This is a genomic window from Streptomyces sp. SID8352, from assembly GCF_009862265.1.
Taxonomy (GTDB): domain Bacteria; phylum Actinomycetota; class Actinomycetes; order Streptomycetales; family Streptomycetaceae; genus Streptomyces.
Map to the genome: position 1 here is coordinate 26,482 of NZ_WWGX01000028.1, position 14,653 is coordinate 41,134.

General features: G+C 75.5%; 11 protein-coding genes. 9 read left to right on the plus strand and 2 right to left on the minus strand.

Going from position 1 to position 14,653, the window contains the following annotated elements; genetic code table 11:
* Window positions 1–417: 417 nt before the first annotated feature.
* The gene (locus tag GTY84_RS08890) at window positions 418–1,158 is read left to right on the plus strand and encodes a lytic polysaccharide monooxygenase (RefSeq protein WP_161225599.1); all 741 of its coding nucleotides are present in this window, start codon (window positions 418–420) and stop codon (window positions 1,156–1,158) included.
* A gap of 137 nt (window positions 1,159–1,295) precedes the next feature.
* Here GTY84_RS08890 and GTY84_RS33585 read toward each other — a convergent pair whose 3' ends face one another.
* Window positions 1,296–1,763, minus strand: coding sequence for a potassium channel family protein (locus GTY84_RS33585; RefSeq protein ID WP_345943370.1), 468 nt, complete (start codon window positions 1,761–1,763; stop codon window positions 1,296–1,298).
* Window positions 1,764–2,275: 512 nt separating this feature from the next.
* Complete coding sequence (locus tag GTY84_RS08900; protein ID WP_237532144.1) at window positions 2,276–3,565, minus strand: chloride channel protein; 1,290 nt, start codon at window positions 3,563–3,565, stop codon at window positions 2,276–2,278.
* A gap of 912 nt (window positions 3,566–4,477) precedes the next feature.
* Between GTY84_RS08900 and GTY84_RS08905 the strand changes: the two genes are divergently transcribed.
* The 8 genes from GTY84_RS08905 (at window position 4,478) to GTY84_RS08940 (ending at window position 14,408) form a co-directional block, all read left to right on the plus strand.
* Window positions 4,478–4,948, plus strand: coding sequence for a hypothetical protein (locus tag GTY84_RS08905; protein WP_161225601.1), 471 nt, complete (start codon window positions 4,478–4,480; stop codon window positions 4,946–4,948).
* A gap of 595 nt (window positions 4,949–5,543) precedes the next feature.
* Window positions 5,544–5,951, plus strand: a complete 408-nt coding sequence (locus GTY84_RS08910) for a cell division protein SepF (RefSeq protein WP_161225602.1) — start codon at window positions 5,544–5,546, stop codon at window positions 5,949–5,951.
* Window positions 5,952–6,224: 273 nt separating this feature from the next.
* Window positions 6,225–7,388 (plus strand): ATP-binding protein, encoded by a 1,164-nt coding sequence (locus tag GTY84_RS08915; RefSeq protein ID WP_161225603.1) that lies wholly within the window; start codon window positions 6,225–6,227, stop codon window positions 7,386–7,388.
* A complete protein-coding gene (locus GTY84_RS08920; protein WP_161225604.1) occupies window positions 7,385–7,783 on the plus strand; it encodes a nucleotide pyrophosphohydrolase in 399 nt (132 codons plus the stop codon). Before GTY84_RS08915 ends, GTY84_RS08920 begins: the two co-directional genes overlap by 4 nt.
* A gap of 171 nt (window positions 7,784–7,954) precedes the next feature.
* Entirely contained in the window at window positions 7,955–8,443 is a 489-nt protein-coding gene (locus GTY84_RS08925; RefSeq protein WP_161225605.1) for a DUF6099 family protein, read from the plus strand.
* 479 nt (window positions 8,444–8,922) lie between these two features.
* Complete coding sequence (locus GTY84_RS08930; RefSeq protein WP_161225606.1) at window positions 8,923–9,846, plus strand: LLM class F420-dependent oxidoreductase; 924 nt, start codon at window positions 8,923–8,925, stop codon at window positions 9,844–9,846.
* A gap of 213 nt (window positions 9,847–10,059) precedes the next feature.
* The gene (locus GTY84_RS08935) at window positions 10,060–11,841 is read left to right on the plus strand and encodes a 3' terminal RNA ribose 2'-O-methyltransferase Hen1 (protein ID WP_237532145.1); all 1,782 of its coding nucleotides are present in this window, start codon (window positions 10,060–10,062) and stop codon (window positions 11,839–11,841) included.
* Complete coding sequence (locus GTY84_RS08940) at window positions 11,838–14,408, plus strand: polynucleotide kinase-phosphatase (protein ID WP_161225607.1); 2,571 nt, start codon at window positions 11,838–11,840, stop codon at window positions 14,406–14,408. The genes GTY84_RS08935 and GTY84_RS08940 overlap by 4 nt, the downstream gene beginning before the upstream one ends.
* Window positions 14,409–14,653: the final 245 nt, after the last annotated feature.

Here is a 14,653-nt window from a genome sequence, read left to right on the forward strand (position 1 = left end):
GGTGGGGTGGGTGTCCGTGCGCGGGGAAGTGGCGACACGGGCGGGCCGGACGGCTCGGCATGAGCAACTCTGCTCGGGCGGCTCGTCGTTGAGCGGCTGTTCCGTCCCGTGCTCTGGGCTCGGGTGTTCCCGGTGTGCCGTCGCTTGTGTGGGGAGTGGGGGGATCGCACGGGACATGGGGCGGGCCGCCCGGGGAAGCAGCTCCGTATTGGAAGCTTTAACCACCCGCGCTGGTCATGTCTAGACCAATAGCTGAAGAAGTTGTGATGGACGGGGGATGTGTGAAGTTGGTCGCCGCGCACGGCAGTTCGGTACGCGCTATCTCTTGACCGGGCCCCATTGGCCGCTATGGTCTAGACCTAGCGCACCTCAGGTCTAGACCAAGTCTCGGCAAGAGCATCGAAGGAAGTGCATGTCATGAACACGAAAAGACGAGCGGCCCTCGCCGTCGGGGCCCTGGTCGCTCCACTGCTCGCCGTCAGCCTCCCGGCCGGCTCCGCCAGTGCCCACGGCTGGGTGACCTCGCCCAACAGCCGCCAGGACCAGTGTGCCGCGGGCGTCGTCCAGTGCGGCCAGATCAAGTACGAGCCGCAGAGCGTCGAGGGGCCGAAGGGCCTCAAGAGCTGCAGCGGCGGCAACGCCCAGTTCGGGGAGCTGGACGACGACAACAAGGGCTGGCGCGTCACCCCCGTCAGCTCCACCTACACCTTCACGTGGCACCACACCGCGCGCCACGCGACCGCCAACTGGCAGTACTTCATCGGCAACACGAAGATCGGTGAGTTCAAGGGCAACAACGCCCAGCCCGCTCCCGACGTGAGCCACCAGGTGAACTTCGGCAGCTTCACCGGCAAGCAGAAGGTGCTGGCCGTCTGGAACGTGTCCGACACCGGCAACGCCTTCTACTCCTGCATCGACGTGAACATCGGCGGCACCGGTGGCGGTGGCGACAACGGCGGTGGCGGCAACAACGGCGGCGGTGGCGACAACGGCACCTGCACCGCCACGGCCTGGGCCTCCACCAGGGTCTACACCGGAGGCGACACCGTCTCCCACAAGGGCCGCAACTGGCGCGCCAAGTGGTGGGTCCAGGGCGACGAGCCCGGCACCACCGGCGACTGGGGCGTCTGGGAAGACCTCGGGGCCTGCCCCGCCTGATCGTGTGTGAACGGGTCCGGCGTGCGCTCGGCGGAGCGCACGGCGGACCGGTGGACGGGGGCCGCCACGGCCCCCGTTCCGCACGTGTGCCCCCCCACCCGGCCCGGGTGCCGCCCGGCGCCCGGCCCCGGGGGCCGTCACCGGTGCCCCTCCCGTTCCGAACGCCGGGTCACCAGGTCCTGTGCCCGCCGGGAGAGCGCCGTGCCCGCCGCGGTGAGGAACACGAAGCTGTAGACGATCTGGAGGACGGCCACCACCCTGGCCGTCTGGCCGGCTGGTGTGATGTCCCCGTAGCCGACGGTCGCGAGCGTCACGACCGTGAAGTACAGCGCGTCGAGACGGGTGCGCAGCCCGACGAACGCGCCGGGCTCCTTCGCGAGGGCGTAGTACGCCCCGGCGAAGACGTGCACCGACAGCACCACCAGCAGCGCGATGGCCAGCCCCGGCCGGGCGCCGGGCCGGTCGGTGAGGACGCGGCGGATCTCCCGCAGCAGCAGCGCCGCCACCGAGACCAGCAGCAGGGTGAACAGGGACCAGCTCAGAGCGGGCCGCTCCGGACCCAGTCGGTCGAGCGGGAGCAGGAAATAGGCGACCCCCGTGCCCACCGCCGCGGCCCCCCGCACCAGCCAGAACCGCACGGTGCGCCGCGCGGCCCCCGAGGAGTGCGCGTGCCCGCGCCTCCCGTGCCCCCCGCCGGTGCCACCGCCCCCCGGCGTTCCCCCGCCTCCGCCGCCCCCGGTGTTCCCGCGGCCTGACGCCGCGCCGCCTCCGCGCCCCGGCCTTCCGCCGTCCGCGGGGGGCGCACTCCCGTGGGTTCCCCGCCTTCCGTTCTCAGGCGTTCCGCCGCCACCCGTGTTCCCGTCCTCCGGCGCCCCGCCGCCCCGGGGCGCGTCGTGCCGGGGCGTCCCGCTTCCGGTCCCTCCGCCGTTCCCGGCGGGCGGGCTCACGGGTGCTCCGCGACCGCCGTCTTCCGTGCTTCCGGACGCCCCGTTTCCGGAGGCCCCGCTTCCGGACGCGGGGCCTTCGGGCGCCCCGTCGCCGTGCGCCCCGTCCCCGTGCGTCCCGCCCCGGGGCGTCCCCGATCCGGTTCCTCCGTCGGACGGGTCGCGGTGCCCGCTCATCGCGCCGCGCCCGTGGCGTCCGCCGTGCCCGGCGCGCGCGGAGTCCCCTCGGCCCGGTGCCTCCGGACGGTCCGGGGCATCACCTGGGCGACGACGAAGGCCACCACCGAGGCGATGACGATCAGCGGCATCTGCTCGTACGCGTCCCCGCCGATCAGCAGCACCGCGAGCACCGAGCCGGCCAGCGGCAGTCCCGTCACGGCTGTGGCCGCCGCGGCGATGCCCAGCCCGAGGGCGGGGGTCGCGCCGAAGCCGGGCAGTCCGGAACAGGCCATCGCGGTCGCCGTGCCCAGCAGGACGGCGGGGAAGATCGGGCCGCCGCGCAGACCGCCCAGGGCGATGCCCCAGGCCAGCCCCTTGCACGCGACCAGCGCGACGAGGGCGCCGACGGACCAGGCGTGCGGCTGCGCGGCGATCTGCGCGAGGGCGGCCTGGCCGGAAAGCGCCGCCTCCGCCGGATCGCGGCCGGTGATCAGGGCGTACGCGGTGACGCAGCCGCCGACCGCCACGGCGCAGAGCAGGGTGCGCACGGCGGTGCGGTGCCGGGTGTAGGACACGGTGCGGCGGCCCAGCGCACGGGCGAGGGTGACCAGGACCGCGATCAGTGCGGCGGTGGGTACGCCCCAGAGGAAGTCGCCCGCGTCGGGGCCGACGTTCGGTGGCACCTCGTGCAGGGCCAGCGCGCCGATCTTCAGCCCGGTCCACTGGCCGAAGCCGGTGAACACCAGCGCTCCCGTCCCGCTGGCGAGCAGACAGGGCAGCAGGAGTGCGACCAGCCGGGCGCCGCCGAGCCCGGCCCCCTCGACGAGCAGCACCGCCGCCACCAGGGGACCGCCCAGGATGGTGGAGATCGCGGCGGTGGAACCGGCCGTCGCGACGATCGCGCTCGCCCTGGCGTCCGCGTCCGCCCCCACCCGCCGCACCGCCAGCAGGGCGAGCCCGCTGCCGACGGCCATCAGGGGCGCCTCGGGACCCAGCACCACGCCGAGCGGCAGCGTGGCCAGGGCGGCGAGGACCGTGCCCGGCAGCTCCCGGGGGCCGACCGGCGTGCCGCCGAGCCCGTTCACCGGCAGATGGCCGCCCGCCCCGGGCATCCGGGTGACGATCGGCGCCAGCACCAGCCCGGCCAGCAGCAGCGTCGGCAGCGGCCACCACCAGGGCGGGACGCGGTAGCCGACGGCCTCGGGCAGCGAGGTCCAGACCCAGTGCTGGAGCTGGTGCTGGAGTCCGACGAAGAAGAAGCAGGCCAGCGAGACGGGGATGCCCAGCAGTACGCTCAGCAGCAACAGCCGCCGGTAGCCGGGGGTGAGCAGGAGGGCCCGCAGCGAGGGCGTCCCGTCCCGCCCGCCGCCGGAACCGGACCCGTCGGACGCGGCGTCACCCCCACCGTCCGTTCCGCCGGAAGCGTTCCGGGCCCCGCCGGCCCCGGCTCCCTTTCCGCCGGAAGCGTTCGGGGTTCCGCCGGTCTCGGCGCGCGCCTCGTCGGAGACGTTCCGGGTCTCGCCGGTCTCGCCGGTCTCGCCGGTCTCGTCGGTCCCGCCGGTCTCGTCGGCGCTGTCGGTCCCGCCGGTCCCGCCGGTCCCGGCTCCCGCCCCGTCGCCCGCCCGCTCCGGTCCGCCGGTGGCATCGCCTGGCCCGCCAGGAGCCTTCGCCCGGCCGCGAGAAGCGCTCCGGGGCCCGTCGACGGCACGCCCGGTGCCTTCCGGTCCGACATCCCTCGGCCCGGCGTCTTCCGGTCCGACGTCCTCCGGCCCGGTGCCTTCCGGCCCCGCACCCGGGTCCCCGGGTGCGCTCATCGGTGCCTCCGCCGCGCGCCCCGTCCCGGCCCGCGCCCCTCCGCCGGGCGTTCCCGCCGTACCGCGCGCGGCCCGGTCCGCCGGCCGGGTCCCGCGGCCCTCCGGCCCCCGTCCCCGCGGCGCCGCGTCCCGGGGCGTCGACCTGTCACGGGACCCTCCTCTGCCGCCGTCCTGGCGCCCGGGCCGGCGGTGGTGGCCCGTTGCGCGTTCGCGTGTGCGGCTCAGTTAACGCGAGGCCGTGAGGGGCCGCACGCGCGCGCCCCGGGCCCGGTTCACCCGTTCGGCCCCGCCGCGTGGCCGGACGGCCCCGCCGCCCGCAGGCTCGGAACGATCCGTCGGCGGCGCCGCCCGCGCCGTCCGCCCGGATCTCCGTACGGGGGAGACGCAGAAAGGACCCAGCTCATGAGCCAGTACGCGGCCCCCGGCTCCGGCAGAAGCGCTCACGGCGGTGACGGCGGCGCCCCCCGGCCCCCGTACACTTCCGGCCATTCCCGTGGATGGGTGACCGGCGGCGTCGTCTTCGCGGGCGTACTGCTGCTGCTGAACGGAGCCCTCTCCGTCCTCCAGGGCATCGCGGCCATCGCCAAGGACGACGTGTACGCCCGGGTCGGCACGTACATCTACGAGATGAACCTGACCGGCTGGGGCATCGTCCACCTGGTGCTCGGCGCCTTCGTCCTCGTCACCGGATACGGCCTGCTGAAGGACATGGCCTGGGCGCGGTTCGCGGGCATCGTCATCGCCTCGCTCAGCCTCATCGCCCAGTTCCTCTTCCTGCCGTACCTGCCCATCTGGTCCGTGATCATGATGGCGATCGACGTCTTCGTGATCTGGGCGCTGGCCAGCCGTCAGGAGGAGTCCGCCCGCGTCTGAACCGGGACACCGGCCCGCCGGGACCCGCTCGCGGGCGCGGCGCGGCCGTGGCCGAAGCCCCCGTGGAACCCGCTTCGTTCACGGGGGCGAAGGCTTGCCCCGGGGTCGGCGGGACGGCGCCCCGCGCACCCGTTCCGCGCCCTTCCCGGGGCCGGTGGGACCGCCTGATTCCGGCCACCGGACGGGCCGTCACGGGCATGGCGCGGTCCCGAGCGGGTACGCGCCGGTCGGCGGGGGAACCCCTGCCCGTACGATGGGACCGCGTCGTCGGTGTGCTCCGGATCGATGGGCGCAGGCCTGTCCTGCGCGGGTGTGTCCGGGCGCGCGGAGACGTGCTCCCCGCCGGAAGAGCGGCAGGCCGGACACCTCCACGGTCCACCTGGCGTCATGGCGTCCACGGCTTCCCCCCTCGCACGACGGCCGGACGTCCATTCCCTCCTGCGGGGGACCACCGACACCTGGTCCGACGGCGGGCGCCACGCCCTCCGGAGGGGGATGTTCCGCAGGCCGCGCGGGGTGTGCGGCCGAGGGTGTCGGGGTTGGGCCGAACGGGTGACTTGGCGTAAGAATTGGCTGGTGCACGCAATGAAGGCGAGTGGAATCGGGGGAGCCGGTGAACAGCTACGACGTCACCGATGAACAGTGGGAAGGGCTCGCCCAGGTCGTTCCGTTGCGAGGACGCGACGCCTGGCCGTCGTCGGTCGGGCATCGGTCGATACCGGACGCGGAGACCGCGGCGCGCCGCCGCTTCGTCGTCCTGCGGGTCAACGTGTTCGCGGACGCCCGGGACGTGGCCGAGACGCTGATGTCCGGCATCCCGGTGCTGCTGGACCTGACCGGCGCGGAGACCGAGGTCGCCAAGCGGGTCCTGGACTTCAGCACGGGCGTGGTGTTCGGCCTGGCGAGCGGCATGCACCGGGTCGACCGGAACGTCTTCCTGCTGACCCCGGCCGGGACCGAGGTCAACGGACTGATGGAGAGCGCCGCCGTCCCCGGCATCTGAGGGACGCCCGCACGGGCCCCGGGGCGTCCACGGCGCCCGGGGCCCGCGCTCCGTTCCCGTCCGGGGCGCGCGGCGTCCGTCCGCCCCGTTCCGCCGCGCCGCCGTCTGCGCCGCCGCCCGTCTGCGCCGCGCCGCTGGTCTCCGCCGGGCCCATCGTCCCGCCCGCGGGCCGGATGACGGCGGTCGGCGCCGGGTCGGGGGCCGTCGCCCGATCGTGGGAACGTGCGGGAGGCGGAACGGTTCCGCGCCGGAGCGGAGTCCTACGGTCCGCTCATGGCCGTGCCATGTGTGCCCCCGCCGACCGCCGTTGCCGACCCGCCGCGCCCGGAGCGCCCGCGCGTCACGGAGCTGCGGCTGTCCGCCTTCGCCCGGCACCGGCGGGCCGAGATCCCGATCGGTCCGCTGACCGTGCTCACCGGGCCGAGCGGCAGCGGCAAGTCCAGCGCGCTGCGGGCCTACGAGGCACTGGCCCGGCTGGGCGGCGGCGCCGAACTCGGCGAGGTCTTCCCCGACCCCGGCGCCTGCGTCCCCGAGCGGGCCCGGCCCGACGCCCAGCACCGCCGGGGCTTCCGCATCGGCTGCACGGCCGACGGCCCCGCGGGACCCGTCCGGCTCGATGTGGCGGTGCAGGCCGAACCCGAACTGCGCGTAGTGGGCGAACGGTTGACGGCCGACGGGGTGGTCCTGCTGCAGACCGCCCTGCGCGACCCCGGGCGGCGTGCGGTGCAGGCGGCCTGGCTCACCGCCGGATCGGCGCCGGTGACGCGCGCGCCGCTGCCCGACGACCGGCTCGGCACCCCGCTGCTCCCGCTGCGGGTGGCGGGCAGGACCGACGGCCAGCTCCGGGTGCTCGCCGCCGCCGAGCAGATGGTGGTCGCCCTGCGCTCCGTCTACGCCTGCGACCCGTGCCCGCGCCGGATGCGCGAGCCGGTGCCCGCCGGGACCGGGCGGCTGCTCGGCGGCTGCGACAACCTGGCGGACGTGCTCCGGCGGACCCGTGCCGAATGCGGGCTCCGGCACGCCCAGTTCGTGGCCTCGGTGCGGGCCGGCTGCGCGGGCCCGGTCGTCGACGTCCTCGCGGAGCCGGACGGCGGGGGAGTGGTCCGCGCCCTGCTGGACCGGGGCGGTGGGGTGCGCACCGGTCTGGCCCGCCTCGGCCACGGCGAACTGCGCTATCTCGCCCTCGCCCTGGTCCTGTTCACCGGTCCCGGCCTCCTGGACGCCGACCCCGCGGGCGAGGTGCCCGCCGATCTCCAGACCCTCACCGTCCTGACCGACGGCCTCGACCGCGGCCTGGACGCCCGGCAGCGCACCGAACTCCTGCGCCTGGCCGCCCGGATGTGCGAGCGGGGCCGGGTCCGCCTGGTCGCCGCGGTCTCCGACGCCGCCTGGGCCCAGGGGGAGGACGGGATCACGGTGGTACACCTTGACCCGTGACCGATGACACCCCCGACCTGGCAACCCTGCGGCGGCGGCTGACCGCGTTCGCCGCCGCGCGGCACTGGCAGCCGTACCACACGCCCAAGAACCTGGCCGCCGCGCTCAGCGTGGAGGCGTCCGAACTCGTCGAGATCTTCCAGTGGCTGACGCCCGAGGAGTCGGCGCGGGTGATGGACGACCCCGGCACCGCGCACCGCGTCCGGGACGAGGTCGCGGACGTGCTGGCGTATCTGCTCCAGTTCTGCGAGGTGCTCGGCGTCGACCCGCTGGCCGCGCTCGACGCGAAGATCGACCGCAACGAGAGCCGCTTCCCGGTGCCGGGCTCCGGCGGTGATCCGGCGCGCGGTGACGGGGAGGAGAAGCGCGGAGGAAGGGGAGGAAGCGGGGAGTAATCCACTCCACTATCACTCTCCGCGTTCGAAAACATGGGCTGCGGCGATTTCTTGTCCGAAGATTTCCCCCTTCCTCTGGCTTTTCGTCCCACAAACCCTCACTCTGGGTAGTGAGCAACGGAGTTCGGGTGGACGCGCCCCGCGCGCGTCCGGAACAGACGGGGACAGCGAATGGACGCGGTGCGGCTCATCGTGACGAGCGGGCATGCCCTGGCGGCCGGCGGCGGGGTTCCGGACATCCTGACGGAGGTGTGGCAGGCCCAGGCCCTCGCGCAGGCGATCGGCAGCAGGCTGGCCGTCTTAGGACCGCCCGAACTGCGTGGCGAGGCCCTGGGTTTGACGGAGCTGGCGGGGCGCGGCTGCGGCGTCCTGCACACCCCGGACCTGGCCCCCGGTGAGCTGCGCGCCGCCCAGCTCACCGAACTGGGCGACGCCAGGCAGGCGTTGACCTGCCTGGGCACCCTCCTCGGCCAGACCGGCATGGCCCTGGTCGGCATCGCCTGCGCGGCCGACGACGAGGGGACGTACTGGCAGTGCATGGAGGCCATCGACGCGGCCGACGAGTCCCGGGACCGGGTCCTGGAGATGCTGCGCAAACTGGCCGACCGGGAGCCCGCGCGCCGGGGGTCCATATCGGCGTCCGCGCGCGGCGCCGGCTGACCCGCCGGGTCCGCCCGCCCCTCGGCACACCGCCTCCGGCACCACGCCGGGCACCTGTTCCGGCACCACCTCGGGCACCACCTCGGGCACTACCTCGGGCACCTGTTCCGGCACCACCTCGGTGCCACCTTCGGCATCGGCCCGGCCCCGTCCCGGTGTCCGACCCGGTGTCCGACCCGCGCCGGGCTCCGCGTCGGCCGGGCGCCGCGTGCCGGAGCCGCCGCCCCGCATCGGAGCCGCCTCCCGCGCCCACCGCCGCGGGCCGCGCCGCGGCACCCACCGCACCCGCTCACCACCCGGCACGCCCCCGCCCCTCCGCCCGCCGCCGCGCCCCCTTCGCGCGCGGTCGCCGCCCCCGCGCGCACCGGTCCCGCGCCCGTCCCGGACGTGTGGCCGGGATTCACCCGCCGGGAGTGCGTACGGGCCGGTGACAGGGGTGGCAGAGCGGCGGCCGGTCCCCGAGCGGGCAGGATGGGGGGATGGATCTGCGAATCTTCACCGAGCCCCAGCAGGGCGCGACCTACGACACCTTGCTCACCGTGGCCAAGGCCACCGAGGACCTCGGCTTCGACGCCTTCTTCCGCTCCGACCACTACCTCCGCATGGGCGCCGTGGACGGGCTGCCCGGACCCACCGACGCCTGGATCACCCTGGCCGGACTCGCCCGCGAGACCAGCCGCATCCGCCTCGGCACCCTGATGACCGCCGGTACCTTCCGGCTTCCCGGCGTGCTCGCCATCCAGGTCGCCCAGGTCGACCAGATGTCGGGCGGGCGGGTGGAACTCGGCCTCGGCGCGGGCTGGTTCGAGGACGAGCACAAGGCGTACGGCATCCCCTTCCCCAAGGAGAAGTTCGGCCGCCTGGAGGAGCAGCTCGCCATCATCACCGGCCTCTGGGCGACCGAGACCGGCAAGACCTTCGACTTCCACGGCACCCACTACGAGCTGACCGAATCGCCCGCACTGCCCAAGCCCGCCCAGGACAGGGTGCCGGTGCTGATCGGCGGCCACGGCGCCACCCGCACCCCGCGCCTCGCCGCCCGCTACGCCGACGAGTTCAACATCCCCTTCGCCTCCCTGGAGGACACCGAGCGCCAGTTCGGCCGGGTGCGGGCCGCCGCGCAGGAGGCCGGCCGTCCCGCGGACGACCTGACCTACTCCAACGCCCTCATCGTCTGCGTCGGCAAGGACGACGCGGAGGTGGCCCGGCGCGCCGCCGTGATCGGCCGCGAGGTCGACGAGCTGAAGGCCAACGGCCTCGCGGGCTCACCGGCCGAGGTCGTCGACAAGATCGGCCGCTACGCCGCCGTCGGCTCGCAGCGGATCTACCTCCAGGTCCTCGACCTCCATGACCTGGACCACCTGGAGCTGATCTCCTCCCAGGTGCAGAGCCAGCTCTCCTGACCGCCCCGCGCGCCGGCCCGTCCCGGCGCGCGCCCGGCCGCCCGCCGCCCGGTCAACCCCCTCGTGGATAACCGAAGGCGCCGCCCGGCCGGCCTGTGGGATGGTGTGGCCGTCGTCCCGCCGGAGCCCCTGGGGTCCCATCCCCGGGGGCTCCCGCGCGCTCACGGCACCCGACCGTCACCCCCTTCCACCAGCGCCGGAGAGGCCCTCCGCATGTTCCTGACCCTCACCACCACCGGAACCCCCGACCGCCCCGCGTCCGACCTCGGCTTCCTGCTGCACAAGCACCCCGACAAGGCGCAGGAGTTCTCCACCTCCTTCGGTACGGCGCACGTCGTCTACCCCGAGGCGGGGGAGCAGCGCTGCACGGCCGCGCTGCTGCTGGAGGTGGACACGGTGGCGCTGGTCCGGCGCGGCAGGGGCAAGGGCCGGGGCGGAGCGCCCGACGCCGCGCTCGCCCAGTACGTCAACGACCGCCCGTACGCGGCCTCCTCACTGCTCGCCGTGGCGCTCGGCAAGGTCTTCTCCAGCGCCATGCGCGGCGTGTGCGCGACGCGTCCGGAGCGCGCCGCCGCGCCTCTGCCGCTGCGCGTGGAGGTCCCGGCGCTGCCCGCCCGGGGCGGTCCCCGGCTCGTACGGCGCCTCTTCGAGCCGCTCGGCTGGGCGGTGACCGCCGAACCGGTGCCGCTGGACACCCGGTTCCCCGACTGGGGCGACTCCCGGTACGTGCGGCTGGTCCTGGAGTCGGACGCGCTCACCCTCTCCGAGGCGCTGCGCCACCTGTACGTCCTGCTCCCCGTCCTGGACGGCGCCAAGCACTACTGGGTCTCCGCCGACGAGGTGGACAAGCTGCTCCGGGCCGGCGGCGCCTGGCTCCACCGGCACCCCGAGATGCGGCTGATCACCAGCCGCTTCCTGGCCCGCCGCTGGTCGCTCACGCGCGAGGCGATGGAGCGGCTGGAGCTGGTCCGGCTGGCCGAGGCCGACGACATCGGCGTCGAGGAGATCGACAACGCGGTCGCCGAGGAGACCGAGGAGGAGGCGCGGCCCACCCCGCTGGCGGTGCTCCGGCGCGAGGCGATCCTCGCCGTGCTCCGGGAGGCCGCCGCCGCCCGGGTCCTGGACCTCGGCTGCGGCGAGGGCCACCTGGTGCGGGAGCTGCTCAAGGAGCCGCGGTTCACGGAGATCGTCGGCATGGACGTCTCGGTGCGCGCGCTCACCATCGCCTCCCGGCGGCTGCGGCCGGAGCGGATGGGTGAGCGGCAGGCAGCGCGGGTCGCGCTCCTCCAGGGCTCCCTCGCCTACACGGACAAACGGCTCAAGGGCTACGACGCGGCCGTGCTCAGCGAGGTCGTCGAGCACGTCGACCCGCCCCGGCTGCCCGCCCTGGAGTACGCGGTGTTCGGCGCGGCCCGTCCCCGCACGGTCGTCGTCACCACGCCCAACGCCGAGTACAACGTGCGGTGGGAGAGCCTTCCGGCCGGTCAGGTGCGGCACCGGGACCACCGGTTCGAATGGACCCGCGGGGAGTTCCGCGCCTGGGCCGCGGCCGTGGCCGAACGGCACGGCTACGGAGTGGGGTTCCGGCCCGTCGGCACCGAGGACCCCGAGGTGGGCCCGCCCACCCAGATGGCGGTGTTCACCCTGGCCCCCGGGACCCCGGACCCGCACCGCGCCGGGGCGCACCGCGCCACGTCCCCCGTCCCCGACCCCCTGGCCGTCCCTGAGGCCCCGACCGCTCCGGGGAGTGTGCCCGCCCCGGGGACGGCGGCCGGTCCCCCCGGGTCCGGCCCGGCGCCCGCCGCCGCCCCGGACGACGGGACGGCCCGTACCCACGCGACCGCCGAAACCCCCGGGGCGGTCCGGTCCGCCGGGACCGTCCCGGTCACCCGCGTCCCCCGCGCCATCACCCGTGTCCCCCGCAGCACCCGTGTCCCCCGCACCATCCGTATCCCCCGCACCCCGGAGACCGAGAGGGAGGCCCCGGCCGCATGACCGGCACCGAGACCACCACCGCGCCCCCGGCCGCCGCCGCGCGGCCCCGCGCCCTGTCCGTCACCGACCTCTCCCTGGTCGTGCTGATCGGCGCCTCCGGCTCCGGCAAGTCCACCTTCGCCCGGCGCCACTTCGCCCCGACCGAGATCCTCTCCTCCGACTTCTGCCGGGGCCTGGTCGCCGACGACGAGAACGACCAGAGCGCGAGCCGCGACGCCTTCGACGTCCTGCACTACATCGCGGGCAAGCGGCTCGCCGCCGGACGCCGCACCGTCGTCGACGCGACCAACGTGCAGCAGGACGCGCGGCGCCGACTCGTCGAGCTGGCCCGGACGTACGACGTGCTGCCCATCGCCGTCGTGCTGGATGTGCCCGAGGCGGTGTGCGCCGCGCGCAACGCCACCCGCACCGACCGGGCCGACCTGCCCCGCAGGGTCGTCCAGCGGCACGTCCGCGAACTCCGGCGCTCCCTGCGCCACCTGGAGCGCGAGGGGTTCCGCAAGGTGCACGTCCTGCGCGGCGCCGCCGAGGCCGAGGCGGCCACCGTCGTCACCGAGAAGCGGTTCAACGACCTGACCCACCTCACCGGCCCCTTCGACATCGTCGGCGACGTCCACGGCTGCTCCGCCGAACTGGAGGAGCTGCTCGTCCGGCTGGGCTACGCCGACGGCGTCCACCCCGACGGCCGCACCGCCGTCTTCGTCGGCGACCTCGTCGACCGGGGCCCCGACAGCCCCGGCGTGCTGCGCCGGGTGATGGCCATGGTGAAGTCGGGCAACGCCCTGTGCGTCCCCGGCAACCACGAGCAGAAGTACGGCCGCCACCTGAACGGGCGCAGGGTCCGGCCCACCCACGGACTGGCCGAGACCATCGCGCAGATGGAGGAGCAGGACGAGGAGTTCCGGGCGGAGGTGCGGGAGTTCATCGACGGCCTCGTCAGCCACTACGTCCTCGACGGCGGACGGCTCGTCGTCTGCCACGCCGGGCTGCCCGAGAAGTACCACGGCCGCACCTCCGGCCGCGTCCGCAGCCACGCCCTGTACGGGGAGACCACCGGCGAGACCGACGAGTTCGGGCTGCCCGTGCGCCACCCGTGGGCCGAGGAGTACCGGGGCCGCGCCGCCGTCGTCTACGGCCACACTCCGGTGCCCGAGGCGGCCTGGCTCAACAACACCCTCTGCGTCGACACCGGCGCCGTCTTCGGCGGCAGGCTGACCGCGCTGCGCTGGCCCGAGCGGGAACTGGTCGGCGTACCGGCCCGGCAGGTCTGGTACGAGCCGGCCCGCCCGCTCCTCACCGAGGCGCCCGGCGGCCGCGAGGGACGGCCGCTGGACCTGGCCGACGTACGGGGCCGCCGCGCGGTGGAGACCCGGCACGCCGGTCGGGTCGCCGTGCGCGAGGAGAACGCGGCGGCGGCCCTGGAGGTCATGAGCCGCTTCGCGATCGACCCGAGGCTGCTGCCCTATCTGCCGCCGACCATGGCACCGGCCGCCACCTCCGCCGAGGAGGGCTACCTGGAGCACCCCCGGGAGGCGTTCGCCGGGTACGCGGCCGACGGCGCGGCGCGGGTGGTGTGCGAGGAGAAGCACATGGGCTCCCGGGCCGTGGCGCTGGTCTGCCGCGACGCCGACGCGGCCCGCGCCCGCTTCGGCGTCGACGGCCCCACCGGCTCGCTCTGCACCCGCACCGGACGCCCGTTCCTCGACGACCCGGCGCTCACCGAGGGGATCCTGGACCGGCTGCGCGCCTCGATCGGCGCGGCCGGGCTCTGGGAGGAGCTGGACACCGACTGGATGCTGCTGGACGGCGAGCTGCTGCCGTGGTCGATGAAGGCCGCGGGGCTGCTGCGCTCCCAGTACGCCGCGGTCGGCGCCGCCTCCGGGGCGGTGTTCCCGCCCGCGCTGAGCGCCCTGGAGGGCGCCGCCGCCAGGGGCGTGGACGTGAGCGGCCTGCTCGCCCGGCAGCGCGGACGGGCCGCCGACGCGGACGCGTTCACCGAGGCGTACCGCCCCTACTGCTGGCCCACCGAGGGCCTGGACGGCGTCCGGCTGGCGCCGTTCCAGATCCTCGCCGTGCGGGGCCGCAGCCTGGCCGCCCTGCCGCACGACGAGCAGCTCGCCCTCCTCGACCGCCTCGTCGAGCACGACGCGAGCGGCCTGCTGCGCACCACCCGGCGGCTGTACGTCGACACCGGTGACCCCGCGTCGGTCGGCGCCGGTGTCGACTGGTGGCTGGAGCTGACCGGCCGGGGCGGCGAGGGGATGGTCGTCAAGCCGGTCGTCCCGCTCACCCGCACGGAGAAGGGCCGCCTGGTGCAGCCCGGCGTGAAGTGCAGGGGCCGCGAGTACCTGCGGATCGTCTACGGTCCCGAGTACACCCGCCCGGAGACCCTGGCCGGGCTGCGGCGGCGGTCCCTGCACCACAAGCGGTCGCTGGCCCTGCGCGAGTACGCCCTCGGGCTGGAGGCGCTGGACCGGCTGGCCGACGGGGAGCCGCTGTGGCGGGTCCACGAGGCGGTGTTCGGGGTCCTGGCACTGGAGTCGGAGCCGGTCGACCCGCGCCTGTGACCCCCGTCCCGGGCCGGCCCTCGCCCCCGGGGGGGCGCCGCACCCCCGTCGTGCGGCACCCCCGTCGTGCGGCACCCCCGTCGTGCGGCACCCCCGTCGTGCGGCGCCCCGGGCGCCTCGCCGGGGTGGGGCACGGGCCGTCGGGGGCGCCGCGGACCCCCGCCACACCGGCCGCCCGCCGCCGCTCCCCGCGCGCCCCGGAGGGCACCCCGGCATCTCCCCGCGCACGGCAGGGGGTGAATCCG

Coding starts and splice junctions, on each gene's coding strand:
- GTY84_RS08890 (WP_161225599.1), top strand. CDS start 418: ATGAACACGAAAAGACGAGCGGCCCTCGCCGTCGGGGCCCTGGTCGCT.
- GTY84_RS08905 (WP_161225601.1), top strand. CDS start 4,478: ATGAGCCAGTACGCGGCCCCCGGCTCCGGCAGAAGCGCTCACGGCGGT.
- GTY84_RS08915 (WP_161225603.1), top strand. CDS start 6,225: ATGGCCGTGCCATGTGTGCCCCCGCCGACCGCCGTTGCCGACCCGCCG.
- GTY84_RS08925 (WP_161225605.1), top strand. CDS start 7,955: ATGGACGCGGTGCGGCTCATCGTGACGAGCGGGCATGCCCTGGCGGCC.
- GTY84_RS08930 (WP_161225606.1), top strand. CDS start 8,923: ATGGATCTGCGAATCTTCACCGAGCCCCAGCAGGGCGCGACCTACGAC.
- GTY84_RS08935 (WP_237532145.1), top strand. CDS start 10,060: ATGTTCCTGACCCTCACCACCACCGGAACCCCCGACCGCCCCGCGTCC.
- GTY84_RS08940 (WP_161225607.1), top strand. CDS start 11,838: ATGACCGGCACCGAGACCACCACCGCGCCCCCGGCCGCCGCCGCGCGG.